The sequence below is a fragment of the Veillonella sp. LMAG:90 genome, from assembly GCF_008679445.1.
In the GTDB taxonomy this organism is placed as follows: Bacteria; Bacillota; Negativicutes; order Veillonellales; family Veillonellaceae; genus Veillonella_A.
In genome coordinates this window covers 1954113-1968646 of the sequence record NZ_NAND01000001.1, presented here as the reverse complement: position 1 = coordinate 1968646, position 14534 = coordinate 1954113, and the positions used below count along the sequence as shown (strand labels likewise).

General features: G+C 43.9%; 11 protein-coding genes. All 11 read left to right on the top strand.

Translation table 11 applies throughout. From position 1 onward, the window contains the following. The first annotated feature begins 101 nt into the window (after nucleotides 1-101). The 11 genes from CCC71_RS08705 to CCC71_RS08655 all read left to right on the top strand — a co-directional run bounded on the left by CCC71_RS08705 (nucleotide 102) and on the right by CCC71_RS08655 (nucleotide 14418). Complete coding sequence (locus CCC71_RS08705) at nucleotides 102-1331, top strand: aspartate kinase (protein ID WP_021840995.1); 1230 nt, start codon at nucleotides 102-104, stop codon at nucleotides 1329-1331. Between the two features lie 226 nt (nucleotides 1332-1557). After that, entirely contained in the window at nucleotides 1558-4470 is a 2913-nt protein-coding gene (locus CCC71_RS08700; protein ID WP_226974245.1) for an insulinase family protein, read from the top strand. A gap of 161 nt (nucleotides 4471-4631) precedes the next feature. Further along, nucleotides 4632-6035, top strand: a complete 1404-nt coding sequence (locus CCC71_RS08695; RefSeq protein WP_296333457.1) for an MATE family efflux transporter — start codon at nucleotides 4632-4634, stop codon at nucleotides 6033-6035. 171 nt (nucleotides 6036-6206) lie between these two features. Continuing rightward, entirely contained in the window at nucleotides 6207-6650 is a 444-nt protein-coding gene (locus tag CCC71_RS08690; RefSeq protein ID WP_021840998.1) for a hypothetical protein, read from the top strand. A 72-nt stretch (nucleotides 6651-6722) separates the two neighbouring features. Beyond that, nucleotides 6723-7907 carry a hypothetical protein gene (locus CCC71_RS08685; protein WP_021840999.1) on the top strand — a complete coding sequence of 395 codons (1185 nt, stop codon included), beginning with the start codon at nucleotides 6723-6725 and terminating at the stop codon, nucleotides 7905-7907. A gap of 32 nt (nucleotides 7908-7939) precedes the next feature. After that, nucleotides 7940-9478: an LptA/OstA family protein gene (locus tag CCC71_RS08680; protein WP_296333454.1), complete on the top strand. Its 1539-nt coding sequence runs from the start codon at nucleotides 7940-7942 to the stop codon at nucleotides 9476-9478. 109 nt (nucleotides 9479-9587) lie between these two features. Beyond that, nucleotides 9588-10454, top strand: coding sequence for a UTP--glucose-1-phosphate uridylyltransferase GalU (gene galU / locus CCC71_RS08675; protein ID WP_296333452.1), 867 nt, complete (start codon nucleotides 9588-9590; stop codon nucleotides 10452-10454). A gap of 151 nt (nucleotides 10455-10605) precedes the next feature. Next, on the top strand, nucleotides 10606-11145 hold the full coding sequence (locus tag CCC71_RS08670; protein ID WP_021841002.1) for a hypothetical protein: 540 nt from the start codon (nucleotides 10606-10608) through the stop codon (nucleotides 11143-11145). Between the two features lie 145 nt (nucleotides 11146-11290). Then, a complete protein-coding gene (locus tag CCC71_RS08665) occupies nucleotides 11291-11815 on the top strand; it encodes a biotin transporter BioY (protein ID WP_296333451.1) in 525 nt (174 codons plus the stop codon). A gap of 25 nt (nucleotides 11816-11840) precedes the next feature. Further along, nucleotides 11841-12971 carry a thiolase family protein gene (locus CCC71_RS08660; RefSeq protein ID WP_296333450.1) on the top strand — a complete coding sequence of 377 codons (1131 nt, stop codon included), beginning with the start codon at nucleotides 11841-11843 and terminating at the stop codon, nucleotides 12969-12971. Then, entirely contained in the window at nucleotides 12964-14418 is a 1455-nt protein-coding gene (locus CCC71_RS08655; protein ID WP_247239774.1) for an AMP-binding protein, read from the top strand. Before CCC71_RS08660 ends, CCC71_RS08655 begins: the two co-directional genes overlap by 8 nt. Nucleotides 14419-14534: the final 116 nt, after the last annotated feature.

Below are 14534 nucleotides of genomic sequence, written 5' to 3'. Positions count from 1 at the left end.
GATGAAGATTAAAGGCTTTTATGCTTTACACAAAGAGCCTTTTTATGATAGAGTATCTTTATATATTTTATAGTATTTTTAGAGATAAAGAGGGATGCATAGTGGCGTTAATTGTTAAGAAGTTCGGTGGCAGTTCTGTGGCTTCACCGGAGAAAATTTACAATGTAGTCAACCGCGTTTTGCGTGACAAACAGCCGGAAGACCGCGTTGTAGTCGTTGTATCGGCTATGGGCGATACGACTGATGACTTAGTGTCATTAGCACGCGCTGTTACATCGAGACCGTTTGGTCGCGAAATGGACCGTCTGTTATCGACAGGGGAACAAGTATCCATTGCGTTGGTGGCTATGGCATTTATGGAAAAAGGGCAACCGGCCGTTTCCATGACGGGCGCTCAAGCCGGTATCTTGAGCAGTGATAATCACGGGAAAGGTCGCATTTTGACAATCGATCCGAAACGTGTATTTAAAGCCCTTGATGAAGGTAACGTAGTGGTTGTTGCCGGCTTCCAGGGGATTACCGATTGTGGTGATATTACGACTCTCGGACGTGGTGGTTCCGATACGACAGCCGTTGCATTAGCGGGGGCAATGCAGGCGGATGTATGTGAAATCTTCACCGATGTGGAAGGGGTGTATTCGACCGACCCTCGAATTGCACCGAATGCGGTTAAATTGGATGAAATTACGTACGGTGAAATGCTTGAAATGGCTCGCTTGGGGGCGGGTGTTATGCAGCCTCGTGCCGTAGAAATGGGGAGCCGTTACGGCGTGCCGATTCATGTACGCTCTACATTCAGTGACAATGAGGGAACCATTATTCGGGAGGACTATACAATGAAAGCAAATGAACATGTAATCCAAGGCGTGGCTGACGATACCAATGTGGCGAAAGTTTCAGTGGTAGGCGTTGAAAATAAACCGGGCATTGCCCATCATATTTTCCAAAGTTTGGCAGATAAAAATGTTGATGTGGATATGATTGTGCAGAGCATTCGTACTGTGGAAGATCAGAAGACGGATATCGTATTCACCATTACATTGGATGATGTCGTATTGGCTCGTGAAGTGTTGGACGGCCTTAAAGCGGAAACGAAGATGGAAGAATATGTCATTAATGAAAAAATGGCCAAAGTATCCATCGTCGGTGCCGGTATGCTTGGTGAACCGGGCGTAGCTGCTCAGATGTTCGGCATTTTGGGCGAAGAAAATATTAATATTGAAATTATCAGTACCTCTGAAATCAGCATTACTTGCTTGATTGCGGAAGATCGCGTAAAAGATGCGATTCGTGCTATTCATGATAATTTAGTTATCGGCAATCGCGGTTAATAGTGTTCAATAGCAATTATTAGCGCGGCTGTCAGGGCTTATTAAACTTATCAATAAACAGACTTTCTTAGGTTATATAGAAGTAACCTAAGAAAGTCTGTTTTATTTTGAAAATCTTACTCATCTTTAGTATAATATAAATTGTGCACAGTTTATTTGAGTGCCCGAGAAGTTAATTATTATCAATTAATTGCTTAATATAAAATAATGATAAAGGAGTTTTTCTATGAAAGAACAAAATATCTATAGCGGTTTTAAAGTAGAGCGCATTGAGACTGTTCAGGAAATCAGCGGCACAGCTTATTTGCTTCGCCATGAGAAGTCCGGCGCCCGTTTATTATACATTGATGCGGACGACACGAATAAAGTGTTCTCCATTTCTTTCCGCACACCACCTAAGGACAGCACCGGGGTGGCCCATATTATGGAGCATTCCGTACTTTGCGGGTCACGTAAATTCCCTTTGAAAGAGCCATTTGTAGAGCTCGTTAAAGGCTCCCTTAATACATTCTTGAATGCTATGACCTATCCGGATAAAACGATGTATCCCGTGGCCAGCAAGAATGACAAGGATTTCCATAATTTAATGGATGTGTACTTGGATGCTGTTTTTTACCCACGCGTAGCGACTGACAAAGAAATCGTCATGCAAGAAGGTTGGCATTATGAATTGGATAATGCGGACGATGAATTGACCTATAAAGGCGTTGTATACAACGAAATGAAAGGTGTATATTCTTCGCCGGATTCCATTTTGGAAACCCACATGATGGCGGATTTATTCCCGGATACGACCTATGGCGTTGATTCCGGCGGTAATCCTGATAATATTCCTGATTTGACCTATGAAGATTTCCAAGGTTTTTACAAAAAAAATTATCATCCGTCCAACAGCTACATCTTCTTGTACGGCAAAATGGACATTGAAGCACAATTAAAGTTCATCAACGATGAATATTTGCAAAACTTTGATGCCATTACGGTTGATTCCGAAATTACCTTGCAAAAACCATTTGCTGAGGGTAAAGTAACAGCCTACCCGTACAGCATTGGTACGGAAGAGAGCGAAAGCGGCAAGACTATGCATGCCCTTACCTATGTAATGCCGGAAATGTCTGTGGTGGACAGCTTAGGGCTTGATATTTTGACCCATGCCTTATTGACTTCGCCGGCAGCACCACTTAAGGAAAAACTCGTTAAAGCCGGTGTAGGCAGCGATATTAGCGGTTATTTCCTAGACAGTGTGCGTCAGCCGATTTGGAATGTAACGGTTAGCGGTTCTGAAATGAAGGAACAGGCGCGCGTTCAGGAATTGGTGGAATCGGAACTTGCGCGACTTGTGAAGGAAGGCCTTGATAAGAGCTTATTGGAAGCATCCCTTAATATTACGGAATTCGCTTTGCGCGAAGCCGATTTTGGGGGTCGTCCGATTGGTTTGGCTTACGGTATTCGCGTTATGGATCAATGGAATTACGACAAAGATCCGATTCAGGCATTGCGTTATGAAGAGGCGTTAACACAGTTGCGTGAAGGACTTACCAATGGTTATTTTGAAGAGTTAATCGAACGCGGCTTGCTTAAGAATCAGCATAAAGCTCTCGTTTCCATTTATCCGGAAAAAGGTTTGCAGGAAAAGAAAGAAGAAGCGGAACGCGCTCAGCTAAAAGAAATTAAAGCTAACATGACCGAAGCTGAAATCGAAGCGATTGTGGCACAGACCAAAGCCCTTAAAGCACGTCAGGCGGCACCGGATTCGGAAGAAGCGTTGGCTACCATTCCATTATTGGAACTCAGCGATTTATCCCCTAAAGTAGAACGAGTGGAACGTATCGATAGCAAACTGGGTGATGCGAACTTGCATTTCGTACCGACTCAGGCTAAAGGGATTAACTATACCAGCTTCTATTTCCATTTAGATTGCCTTGATGAGTCTGAATTGTTCTATGCTAACTTGTTGAGCGATCTTATTTCCCGTGTGAATACTACCGAGCATGATTACAACGAAATTGCCAAGGAAATTAATATGAACCTCGGCGGTTTCAGTGCCAGCATCTCCGATTTCACGAAATATAATCAGCGCGATGCGTTTACGCCATTATTTATCGTACGAGCCAAAGCGTTACACACTAAATTGGATGCTTTGGTACGCATTGTGTCTGAATTGGTTACGAAGACTGACTATACCGATGTAAATCGTTTGACCGAGCTCATTAAAGAAACGAAAGCCATTTGGGATACCGATGCATTCCGTCGCGGTCATACCATTGTAATGAATCGTGTCATTGCTCAGATTTCGGAACTCGGTAAATTCCGTGATGCCGCTAACCTCGGTTATTTTGAACAGTTGGCAGCGTTAGCTGCTGATGAAAAAGCGCTTCAAGAATTGCCACAAAAATTGGCAGCCGTAGCGGCTAAATTGTTCCGCCCTGCTAATGTGGATATCAACTTCGTCGGGGAAGCTCATGAATTTGAAGTTTTCAAAACATTGCTTACCGAAGTATTGCCACAGTGGCCGAATGAAGCTGTTGAAGCTAAGGGTTTGAAACTTACGAAGGAATATGTTAACGAAGGTATTGTTACCTCCGGTAAGGTTCAGTACGTAGCTCAAGGCGGTAACTTCCGTGACCATGGTTTCAAACCAGGCGGTGCCATGAAGGTGTTGGAAGTCATCTTGCGTTATGACTACTTGTGGACGCGTATCCGTGTTCAGGGGGGGGCCTATGGTGCTTTCGTAAACTTCTACAACAATGGTAACTTTGTACTTTGCAGTTATCGCGATCCGAACTTGACGGAAACATTGAAAGTATACAGCGAGCTCAGCGAATATCTTGCGAAATTTGATATTTCCGACCGTGAAATGCGCAAGTATATTATCGGTACCATGAGTGGCCTTGATATTCCGTTGACACCGGCTTTACGCGGACCGCGCGCTATGAGCGAATATTTCGGTGAAGCAACGCCTGAAGATGCGGAACGTTTGCGCGAACAGGTAATTGCGACCCGTCAGAGCGATATTAAAGCTTTGGCTGAAGTGGTAGCTTCGGTTATGAAAGATAGTCATATCAGCGTTATGGGTAACGAACAAATCATTAAAAAAGCAGGCGATATCTTCACTGACATCATTTCGTTGCCTCAATAAGACAAATTAAGACCTATAGTCGGTCTATGAGAATTGACGAATCCTGTGTATAATTAAATGCGAGTTAATAAACACTCCTAGGCAAGGGCCTTGACCTCTGTTTAGGAGTGTTTTTTTATAGCGAGTGGGTTTAGCATGGTTTTTGAAAAAGAGGAGTTGTCATGTTATTAGGACTAGCGGGACGATTTGGGATTGATTATATTTTGCCGCCGGCGAAACGTTTGGGACCGGTGCCGACAACAAAAGAAATTTATAAAGAATATATTGATGTAGCTTGGCCGGCTACGATGCAGGGGTTGTTGTTGCAACTTATGACAGCCATCAATTTGGCTATGGTAGGAGCTCTTGGAGCCGATGCTTTGGCGGCCGTAGGGATTATGAGTCAACCGCTTATGGTGATGCTCGTTTTTGTCCGTTCCGCAGCGATTGCGATTACAGCCATTGTGGCAAGACGCAAAGGGGAAGAGGATTATGAAACGATGAACTCCGTACTAAAACAAGGGGTATTATTGACCGTATTGTTTTACGTGCCTTTGTTGTGTATTTGTTTTTATCTGTTAAATCCTATTTTAACGTTTGCCGGAGCTCAGGCTTCTTATATTGATGAGGCCGTTGCCTATGGTCAATTCATCATTATCGGGCTTTTCTTTTCGGCCTTAGGTGTTATGCTGGGGGCGGCATTAATCGGCGTGGGTAACACGAAGGCTATTTTTAAAGCTAATGCCATCGGTAATGTGCTTAATGTAGTTATGAGTTTTACCTTGATTTACGGTCTGGGACCGATTCCGGCGCTTGGCATCAAAGGAGCCGGGATAGCCACTATGACGAGCTACACCTTAATCTTCTTTCTTTTGTTATATGCAATTCATGCGAAAGACTCCCATTTGTCGTGGCATCGGGGCAGTTGGATATTCAATCGTGAAATCTTACAGGGTATTTATTATATCGGTGGCAGCTCTTTGGGTGAGCAGGCTTTTGAACGTTTTGGTATGTTTGCGTATACCAAAATGGTGGCGTCATTAGGTGTAGTGGCGTTGGCAACACATCATATTTGTATGAATTTGATTGATATTTTTTACTATTTTGCCATGGGTTTAAGTTATTCCGGTGCTTCTTATACGGGGCAATCGTTGGGGAAAAAACGACCTGACTTAGCCGAGGCTTACGGCAAAATCGGTGTTCGCATCGCTCTTATTATTTCGGTAATCGGCTTTGTTTTGTATTTTGGTTTACGCAATGTAGTATTTGATATTTTCACCCAAGATAGGTTGGTTTGGCAGCTGGGGGCGGATATTATGATTCTCATGGCTTTTGCCAGCTTCCCGCAGGCTTTGCAATTAGTATATTCCGGCGTCCTTAAAGGGGCGGGCGATAATTTCTATGTTATGAAATATTCGCTCTTTGTTATTGCTATTTTCAGACCGATTATTACATATCTCCTTTGTTTTACTTGGGGATTCGGTCTGTATGGTGCATGGATAGCTCTTTTAATTGATCAGAGTATGCGTACGGCATTTTCCGGTTGGCGTTTTAGAAGTGGTGTATGGCAGCATATAAAAATTTAGACATAAGTATAATGCACTTTAAAATAGAGTGTATTAGCATATAAAAAAATGATGAATTATAAAATGAATGGCGTATTTACGGCGCTTATACAAGGACAAAGGCTTTGATTTGTGATATAATAACATCAGTATAAACCGCTAATTATGTATACGATAGAGGAGGACATAGATATGAAAAAGAAATTATTGGCAACGGTTATGGCCGTTTCCATTGCAACACTTTCTACCGGTGCATTAGTAAATACGACGCAAGCATTCAGCTTGAATTTAGGCAGCATTTTAAAAGTCGGCGGCGTGGGCATCTTAGTTGATCGCTTCGGCGGCCAGATTAATGATTTTTTAAATAAAATTTTAGCTCAGAATAACTTGAGCACTACTTATACGACTAAGGTTGTGCCGATTGTCAGTGTAGGTACGAACGGTTACATCGGGGCGGCTCAGGTAACGGGTCCTGCTTCCGAAGTAGAGCGCGTTGAAGCGGTAGCTCAGTTGGAAGCCAGCTTTAATAATGTAGCTCGTGTAAAAGGTTTAGTGCCTATCGACAGCAAGAACCCTGTTAATGCATCCCGTATTCAAGGGGTTGGCGTATCCGCTATTATTGACCTCAAAATTTAATCATATTGTTTAATACGCATTGAGGCGAATAGCATTCAATAATAGGTTAAGTCTTGTTTATTTGGAGGATGTATGAAAAAACACATGCTTACGTTGGCGGTAGCAGCGCTTATGACCGGTCAGGTATGGGCGGCTCCGGAAACCGTATTAGAGAAAACCGATGCCTTAGAAAATACAGTATATGGTTCCACGCAGGTTGGGGCTTTAGTGGATCGTGTGCAGCAGATTAGTCAGACCGTTTATGGTAGAGATTCTTCCGGTACTTTAAATTCACAAGTTGATTCCTTGTATAATTCCATCGATGGCAATACGCGTGGTAAAGTATCGGTAAGTCAAGAATTATCCATGTTGGAATGGCATTACCAGAATAAAGTGGGCAACGGTTCCTTAGTTTCTCGTGTGGAACAATTGGAACGCAGTGTAACCGGTCGTATCAGTACCGGTGCCTTGGACACACGAATTAATGCCTTAGCCAAAACGATTAACGGAGCACCTTTGAAATTGACGTCTCAAGTAGGCTCGGCACCAAGCACGGAAGTATTTGCCGTAACTTTGAATACGCCGATTAATACGGCTACCAGCAAACTGGGTGATACTTTCAGCTTTACCGTGTCGGAAGATCTGATGGACGGTAATATCTTATTGGTACCGGCAGGTACTGTTGGGGAAGGTCATATTTCCGAACTTAAAAAAGCCTCCTCTTTTGGTCGTAACGGTAAATTAGATTTGATGTTTGATAAAGTTCCGGCATTGGATGGCACTGAATTTACAGCTATTCAAGGGGAAGAAGCAAAAGCTCGTACGCAGCAGGAATTGAAAGCAGCCGGCGCCTCTGTAGCCGGTGCCGTATTATTGGGTCCTGTCGGTTTAGTAGGCGGTTTCTTTGTAAAGGGTAAGAATATCGACTTGCCTGTAGGGGCTACAATTTATGTGCAGCCACAAGAATTGGTAACCGTACAGGGGATTGTCGTAGGCGGTGATGGCCAGGCTCATAATTCCAGCGATCCAAGTTCCCAAGATTCCTATGATGACTATACATTAGGTGATGCATCGGAACCGGTAACCTTAGTTCCGGCCGACTCTTATGAAGACGAAGATACACCGGTGAAGGTAGTGGAAGAGTCCGATGATTCAGCGGCAACGGTAGAAGATGGCGATTCTGAGGACAATGGTGAAGTGGAAGAAGCAAGTGCTGACACTGCGGATCAAACGAATGTATCACAATCACAACCAATAATTGTTGTAAAACGCAACTAATCCAGTGAAGATGAGGTAGGTAAAAGATGGTAATGAAAAAGGCTAAGTATGCATTGGGTGCCGCTTTAGTCGCTATGCCTTTATTAGCCGTGCAGGCGGCCGATAATAGAGGCCTTGTTTATGAAAATGCTCAAGATGTTGCAACCGATTCCAATCCGGTAACCATCGCTAATATGGGCGAGTCCGATGGCGGTCTTATTCGTGTAGTCCGTCGCGGTAAGCCGGTGACCACGGTAAATGACAGTGAGTTACCTGTTAAAGTTGATGCGGACAGCATGTATTACAGCAGTGCTACCGGCAATGTTGTGGCTGTCGGTAAAGTAGATGCTTATCAGGGCAGTCGTGAAATTCATAGTGAAAAGCTGTTAGGTAATACTAAATCCCAAGAGTATACGACGGATGGTGAGTTTCATTACCTGGAAAATAAAGGGGCCACTAAGGACTTACGGGGCCAAGATTTAGTATTTAACAGCGGCACTAATGCTATGACGGCACCTGATGTTATCGGCTATGTAGAACCATACTATGTGAAAGCTGAAAAAGCAGAATTCGACGGTAATCAGGGCCTTATTACCAAAGGCTGGGTTACTACCAAACATGCTATGGCCTATAAAGGTGTGCCCGATTATCGTATTGAAGGCAGCACCATTGAAGTGTATCCGGGGGATAAAGCCATTATTCATGATGCCAAGCTGTTTATTAAAAACGGTAAAATCATGAGTACGAAGAAATATGTAGTATCCCTTCGCAATGATCGTCAAGGTCAATTTAGTGTGTTTGACTTGATTCCAAGACCGACGTATTCCAGCGACGATGGTTTCGGCTTGAAGGGCGGTCTTAAATATCCGGTTGGTGATGACGGTGAATTGTTCTTCCGTTATCAGTGGATGACCAAGGAAGGCTTTAAGCCAAGTTACGGTTATCGTCATTACTTGCCTTGGGGCGTTGCTACGGTCGGCGTGAGCCGTGAATCGGCCACTTTAAATGCCCGTACCGTTTGGGTAGAAAAGAAACCGGAATTCTCCGTATATACCAATGTGTACCATATTGGCGATACGCCGTTTACTGTTCGTGGCGGTGCTACGGCCGGTTATTGGAAAGAAGATTACATCAAGGGCAGTCACTACATGTACTTTGGTGAAGTAAGCCATGATACAATTAAATTGGCTAAAAATGCCAATTTACGTTTCTTTGCCGGCTATCAGCGTGATTACTATGGCTATAACGACCATATTCGCAGCATGCCGTACTGGGGCGGTAATACGAATTGGCGAATAAATTCACGAGTTAACGTATTTGCCGGTTATCGTCAGAATAATATTGATCCGAAAGATAATTCGCCATATCCGTTTGACCGTGAAGACATTCTTCATAACTTTACGGTGGGGGCTTCCTTCCGCCTGACTCGTTTGGATACATTTACGATTACTACGAAACGTGATGTACAGTCCGGTGAGTTGCGTTATGTAGACTATACTTGGCATCGTGATATGCACTCCTTTGAAGGGTGGCTCACATATCAGTCTAAACAGAAAAAATGGTCTTATACGGTAGTTGCTAAAGATTTCTAGTAATTGAACGAAGTATAGATGTTTTAGGTTATGAAGCTGTGCCCTATGGCATGGCTTCATAATTACTCTTAATCATTATTATGACGGAAAAAAGTGAGGTCTTTCAAACATGGGCAAAGTACGCAAAGCTATTATTCCGGCCGCCGGCTTCGGTACACGTTTTTTACCGGCGACCAAAGCACAGCCTAAAGAAATGTTACCGATTGTTGATACACCGGCGATTCAATATATTGTGGAAGAAGCATTGGCTTCCGGTATTGAAGAGATTTTAATTATTACGGGGCGCAATAAACGAGCCATTGAAGATCATTTCGATACCAGTGTTGAATTGGAACAGTTGTTACAGCAGCAGGGCAAGAAAAAACAGTTGGCCATGGTTCGTTCCTTGGCGGATATTCGGGTTCACTTTATTCGTCAAAAAGCACCGCGTGGATTGGGTGATGCCATTCTTTGCGCCAAAGCTTTTGTAGGCAATGAACCGTTCGCCGTATTACTGGGTGATGATGTGGTATATAACCCTGAAAAACCTTGTTTAAAGCAATTAATAGATTGTCATGAGCGTATGGGCGGCACGATTCTTGGCACTCAGCGCGTACCGGAAACAAAGGTAAGTTCCTATGGTATCGTAGCAGGGCATGAAATTGAGCCTCATATTTATAAAGTGGATGGCTTGGTTGAAAAACCGTCACGCGATTTGGCACCATCTAATTTGGCTGTCTTGGGGCGTTATATTTTGACACCTGAGATTTTTGGGGTGTTGGAAAATACTCCGCTTGGCGCCGGGCGTGAATTGCAGCTTACCGATGGCCTTGCCGCATTGCAGAGTGACGTATATGCCTTAGAATACGAAGGCCGTTGCTATGATATAGGTGACCGCCTTGGCTATTTGGAAGCCACCGTGGAATATGGCTTGCGCAGTGAACATTGCAAAGATTCATTCCGTACCTATTTACAGGAATTGATTAAAACATTGTAACAAAAAGCCTTTTTCAAAGTAAGTACTTCACAGCTTTTGAGTACACTTTGGGAAAGGCTTTATTTGTTAACAATGAGAATGGCGCGTAGTTGACGAATAAGCATGAATTTAATATAATTTTAAGTAGATTTGCGAAAGAGGGGGCTCCAAAATGCGTGAGTTATTTAAGGCTATGATTGAAGCTGATAAAGAATTACCCCGTTCAATGGTGATTGCGCAATTAAAATGGCAACGTTTGGCAGAGCCGGCGGAGCACACCGAAGTTCGTCAGAACGGTGAGTGGTATGAAACTGAGCTGGTAAGAGGCAATGAAGCGCTTACGGTACTATTAAAAGTTTTAACGCCTGATTCAATTCCGGTGAAGCCGAAACCGGCGAAGGCGGATTATCAGATACCGACTGATGTTGTGCCTTGGCGAGCATTCAATCGATCTGAAATTTTAGAATTTGTGACGGATGTAGAAGATCATAACAGCATTCATCAGCAGGAAAATGCCATTGTGTCGGGCTGCCAGATTTTGGAGGCCATGGCGGCGTATTTAGCTGAAACTGTAGGGACGGATGTGACAGCTGTGAAGATTCGATTTCGTAGGCCTACCTTTGTAGATGAGACAATTGTTTTACAAAGATCAGGTCGCACCATCCAAGGTTTTACTGCGCATCGACCGGTGTTTACCTGCAGCTACAAGTAGGTTGCGTTTTCCTTACTTTGTGGTGTGGCTTCATTTTTTTTAAGAGTGTTATTTTTATTTGATGAGTAGCTTAACATTAAACTGTAGTTAAGCCAATACACTCATATTTTTGTGATTATTATTTTAGTTTGTGAGGTTGTTTATTATGTCAGATACTCGTAAATTGACCAAAATGGCGTTACTGGTAGCGTTGACCTGCGTGTCCGCTTACATTTCATTTCCAATTCCGTTTTCACCGGCCATGGTAACGGCTACCACTTTGGTATTATGCTTAATCGGATTTTTATTACCACCAAAGGAAGCCTTTATTACTATTTGTGTGTATTTATTATTGGGCATTATCGGGGTGCCGGTATTTTCCGGCGGTACCAGCGGTCTTGGTAAAATCTTAGGGCCTGCCGGCGGTTACTACATCAGTTATCCGATTGCTTACACTATTCTCAGTATGCTTAAAGGTAAAACACCGTCTTTCTTCGGGTATTTCTGGCGCTCCGTAGTGATTACCATTCCGATTACTTACATCTTTGGTATGGCCGGTGGCATGATTGTTACCAACATCGGACTTGAAGCAGCTATAGCGGGTTATGCATTGCCTTTCATTCCCGGTGATATTATTAAATGTGGCATTGCTGCTTGGTTAGGTATGAAAGCGGTTAAATTGAATATTTAAGAGACAATTACTCGTTGGAGGCATTATGAAAACACAACAAACATTGTCTCCGGTGTACATAATGGGCGGCCTTAGGACGCCCATTGGTTCATATAAGGGGCAATTTAAATCGATAAAACCGGAAATATTGGGGGCTCGTGTATTAGATGCGTTGTATGAACAGTATCCTAAGGTGGCTGAAATCATCTGTGGCAATGCGGTTGGCACCGGTGGTAACATTGGCCGTTTAACGGCCTTAAATTCTCGTTATGGTGAAAAAATACCGGCCTATACGGTAGATATGCAGTGTGCCTCCGCCGGCGCCGCAATTATTCAGGGATTTCGTGCAATACGTAGCGGCATGGCAGATTGTGTGCTGGCCGGCGGTACGGAAAGCAGTTCCTTACAACCGCTGCGAATCTATGCGGAGGGGGATGACCGAGCCGGTGAATACATGGTGGCTCAGTTTTCACCACAGGAAAATGACGCGCAGGCTATGTTAAAAGGGGCTCAACGAACCATCGAAAAGTATGATGTGAGCAAAGAAGAGTTGGATTATTGGAGCTTGCGGAGCCAACAAGCGGCCGGGCGAGCTCGTGATGAAGGCTTGTTAGCGCCCTATGTGTTAGACATGGGGCGAGACTATGTGGATGAAAGTGTGCGACCCGGACTGTCACAACGCTTATTGAATCGCATGAAGCCTGTTTTGGGACCGGGAACCTTGGTGACGGCCGGCAATGCTTGTTTTACTCATGACGGAGCGGCTTTTGTAGCCTTAAGTAATGAAGTAGGCCCTTTTAAGTTGGTCGACGCCATTACTTTTGGCGGTGATCCTTTATATAGTCCTGAAGGGGCGTGGCAGGCAACCGAACAGCTTCTAGCCAAAACGGGACTCACCATGGATGATATTGATGCGGTGGAATGGAATGAGGCCTTTGCGGTGATTGATGTGCTCTTTGAGCGCAATTATAAGGCCTATGTGGATCGTTACAACCAATTGGGCGGTGCGTTGGCCTATGGTCATCCATTCGGCTGCTCGGGAGCGATTATTTTGCTCCATTTGATGGCTGCCTTAGAGTACTGTAACGGTAGATATGGGATTTGTGCTATTGCCGGTGCCGGTGGTATGGGGACGGCCATGCTTATTGAACGAATGGAGGCTGTTTGTGATGCGTGAAAAAAATTTAACAACCTTCTCTCAGGCCGTTGAGTTGAATGACCCTAAAGTTGCTATGAAGGGTCTTTCCTTTTGGGAACGTCTCGATTATATGGCTCAGAATTATCCGAATAAGTTGGTTCTGGTTGTAGATGACGCAACGTACACCTATGAAATGCTGAATAAGGGGATTCGTGAAGTAGCCCGAGAATTGGCGAATACGGCGCAAATAGATATTTCGCAAGCAGACAGGGGGCAGGCGAATTCCGAGAAGTCTCATTCCAGGCAGGCGAATTCCGCGCAAGCTAACAATCGTATTGAGTATATCCGCTCTGATTCGGTATGGCAGCAATTCGTACAGTGGTTGGGAGCGATGAAAGCGAAACGCTTACCCATTCTATGTCATCCTGATTTAAGCGATGAACGTCTGGCACAGTTGCAAGCTAAATACGGTTTTACTATTGACCGTAGTGTCAATCCAAAAGCTGATTTCGGCGTGCTTACTTCGGGCACCACCGGTTTGCCTAAAATCTTATGGCGGCCGTTGGCCAGTTGGGTGGATTTTTTCGAAGCACAGAATAAAATCTTTAAAATCGACTTTGGTACGATTATTTTCCAACAAGGCAGTTTAAGTTTTACCGGCAATTTCAATACCCTTGTATCGGTTATCTATGAAGGGGGCACGGTGGTTACGTCGGCTCATATGTCACCCCGTACTTGGCTGACATTGAGTGAGCAATATGAAGTGACTCATTGGTACTTATTGCCCACGAAATTGCGTCTGGTTACAGCGGTTTTACAGGATACGTTACAGTCCCTCAGAATGATTTTTACGGGATCACAAACGCTGGATGCTAAACTACTGCATAAGCTCAAAGCTAAACAACCGCATACGGAATTTATTCTTTATTACGGCGCCAGTGAACTAAATTATATTACCTATTGCTCCGGCGAAGAGTGGTTGGCAGAACCGAACACGGTGGGCTATCCGTTTCCGGGCGTTACCGTTACGGTAGGCGTTGACAGCTTTATCTATGTAGATACACCATATGGTATAGAAGGGTTAACTTTGCCTTTTACGGTGGAAGATACGGGTTACATTAGTGATAGCGGGCGATTGATTTTTACCGGGCGGAAGCAGGCTATGATTAATCGAGGCGGTTATAAGCTGTCTATTCCGTATTTAGAGAGCCGTTTATTAGCCATTGACGGCATAACGGCGGGGGCGGTTATCGGTGTGCCGGACGAACTTCGGGGGGAACAACCGGTGGCTTTTTTAGTTAAAAACAGTAACACCCCTATACAAGATATAGTAGGTGCCATATCAGAGCGTTTACTCACCAAAGAACGGCCGAAGGATATCATTTGGCTTGATGAGCTGCCTTTGACAGCCTGCTCGAAGGTTGATATTGTGCGTTTAAAGCAATTATACCTTCAAAGTGTTGTCAAGCATGAAAATAATATATAGTATAATATATTGAAATCAGATACAAGATGTTGTATAATAAGCAAGACGAAAGCAACTGGTGACTGTAAAGTACCGGTTGCTTCCATTTATAGGTAAGTACTGGGGTATTTAACTAG

Excerpts from the sequence above, each read along its gene's own strand:
- CCC71_RS08700 (WP_226974245.1), top strand. The coding sequence starts at position 1,558 with ATGAAAGAACAAAATATCTATAGCGGTTTTAAAGTAGAGCGCATTGAG.
- CCC71_RS08695 (WP_296333457.1), top strand. The coding sequence starts at position 4,632 with ATGTTATTAGGACTAGCGGGACGATTTGGGATTGATTATATTTTGCCG.
- CCC71_RS08690 (WP_021840998.1), top strand. The coding sequence starts at position 6,207 with ATGAAAAAGAAATTATTGGCAACGGTTATGGCCGTTTCCATTGCAACA.
- CCC71_RS08685 (WP_021840999.1), top strand. The coding sequence starts at position 6,723 with ATGAAAAAACACATGCTTACGTTGGCGGTAGCAGCGCTTATGACCGGT.
- CCC71_RS08680 (WP_296333454.1), top strand. The coding sequence starts at position 7,940 with ATGAAAAAGGCTAAGTATGCATTGGGTGCCGCTTTAGTCGCTATGCCT.
- galU (WP_296333452.1), top strand. The coding sequence starts at position 9,588 with ATGGGCAAAGTACGCAAAGCTATTATTCCGGCCGCCGGCTTCGGTACA.
- CCC71_RS08670 (WP_021841002.1), top strand. The coding sequence starts at position 10,606 with ATGCGTGAGTTATTTAAGGCTATGATTGAAGCTGATAAAGAATTACCC.
- CCC71_RS08665 (WP_296333451.1), top strand. The coding sequence starts at position 11,291 with ATGTCAGATACTCGTAAATTGACCAAAATGGCGTTACTGGTAGCGTTG.
- CCC71_RS08660 (WP_296333450.1), top strand. The coding sequence starts at position 11,841 with ATGAAAACACAACAAACATTGTCTCCGGTGTACATAATGGGCGGCCTT.
- CCC71_RS08655 (WP_247239774.1), top strand. The coding sequence starts at position 12,964 with ATGCGTGAAAAAAATTTAACAACCTTCTCTCAGGCCGTTGAGTTGAAT.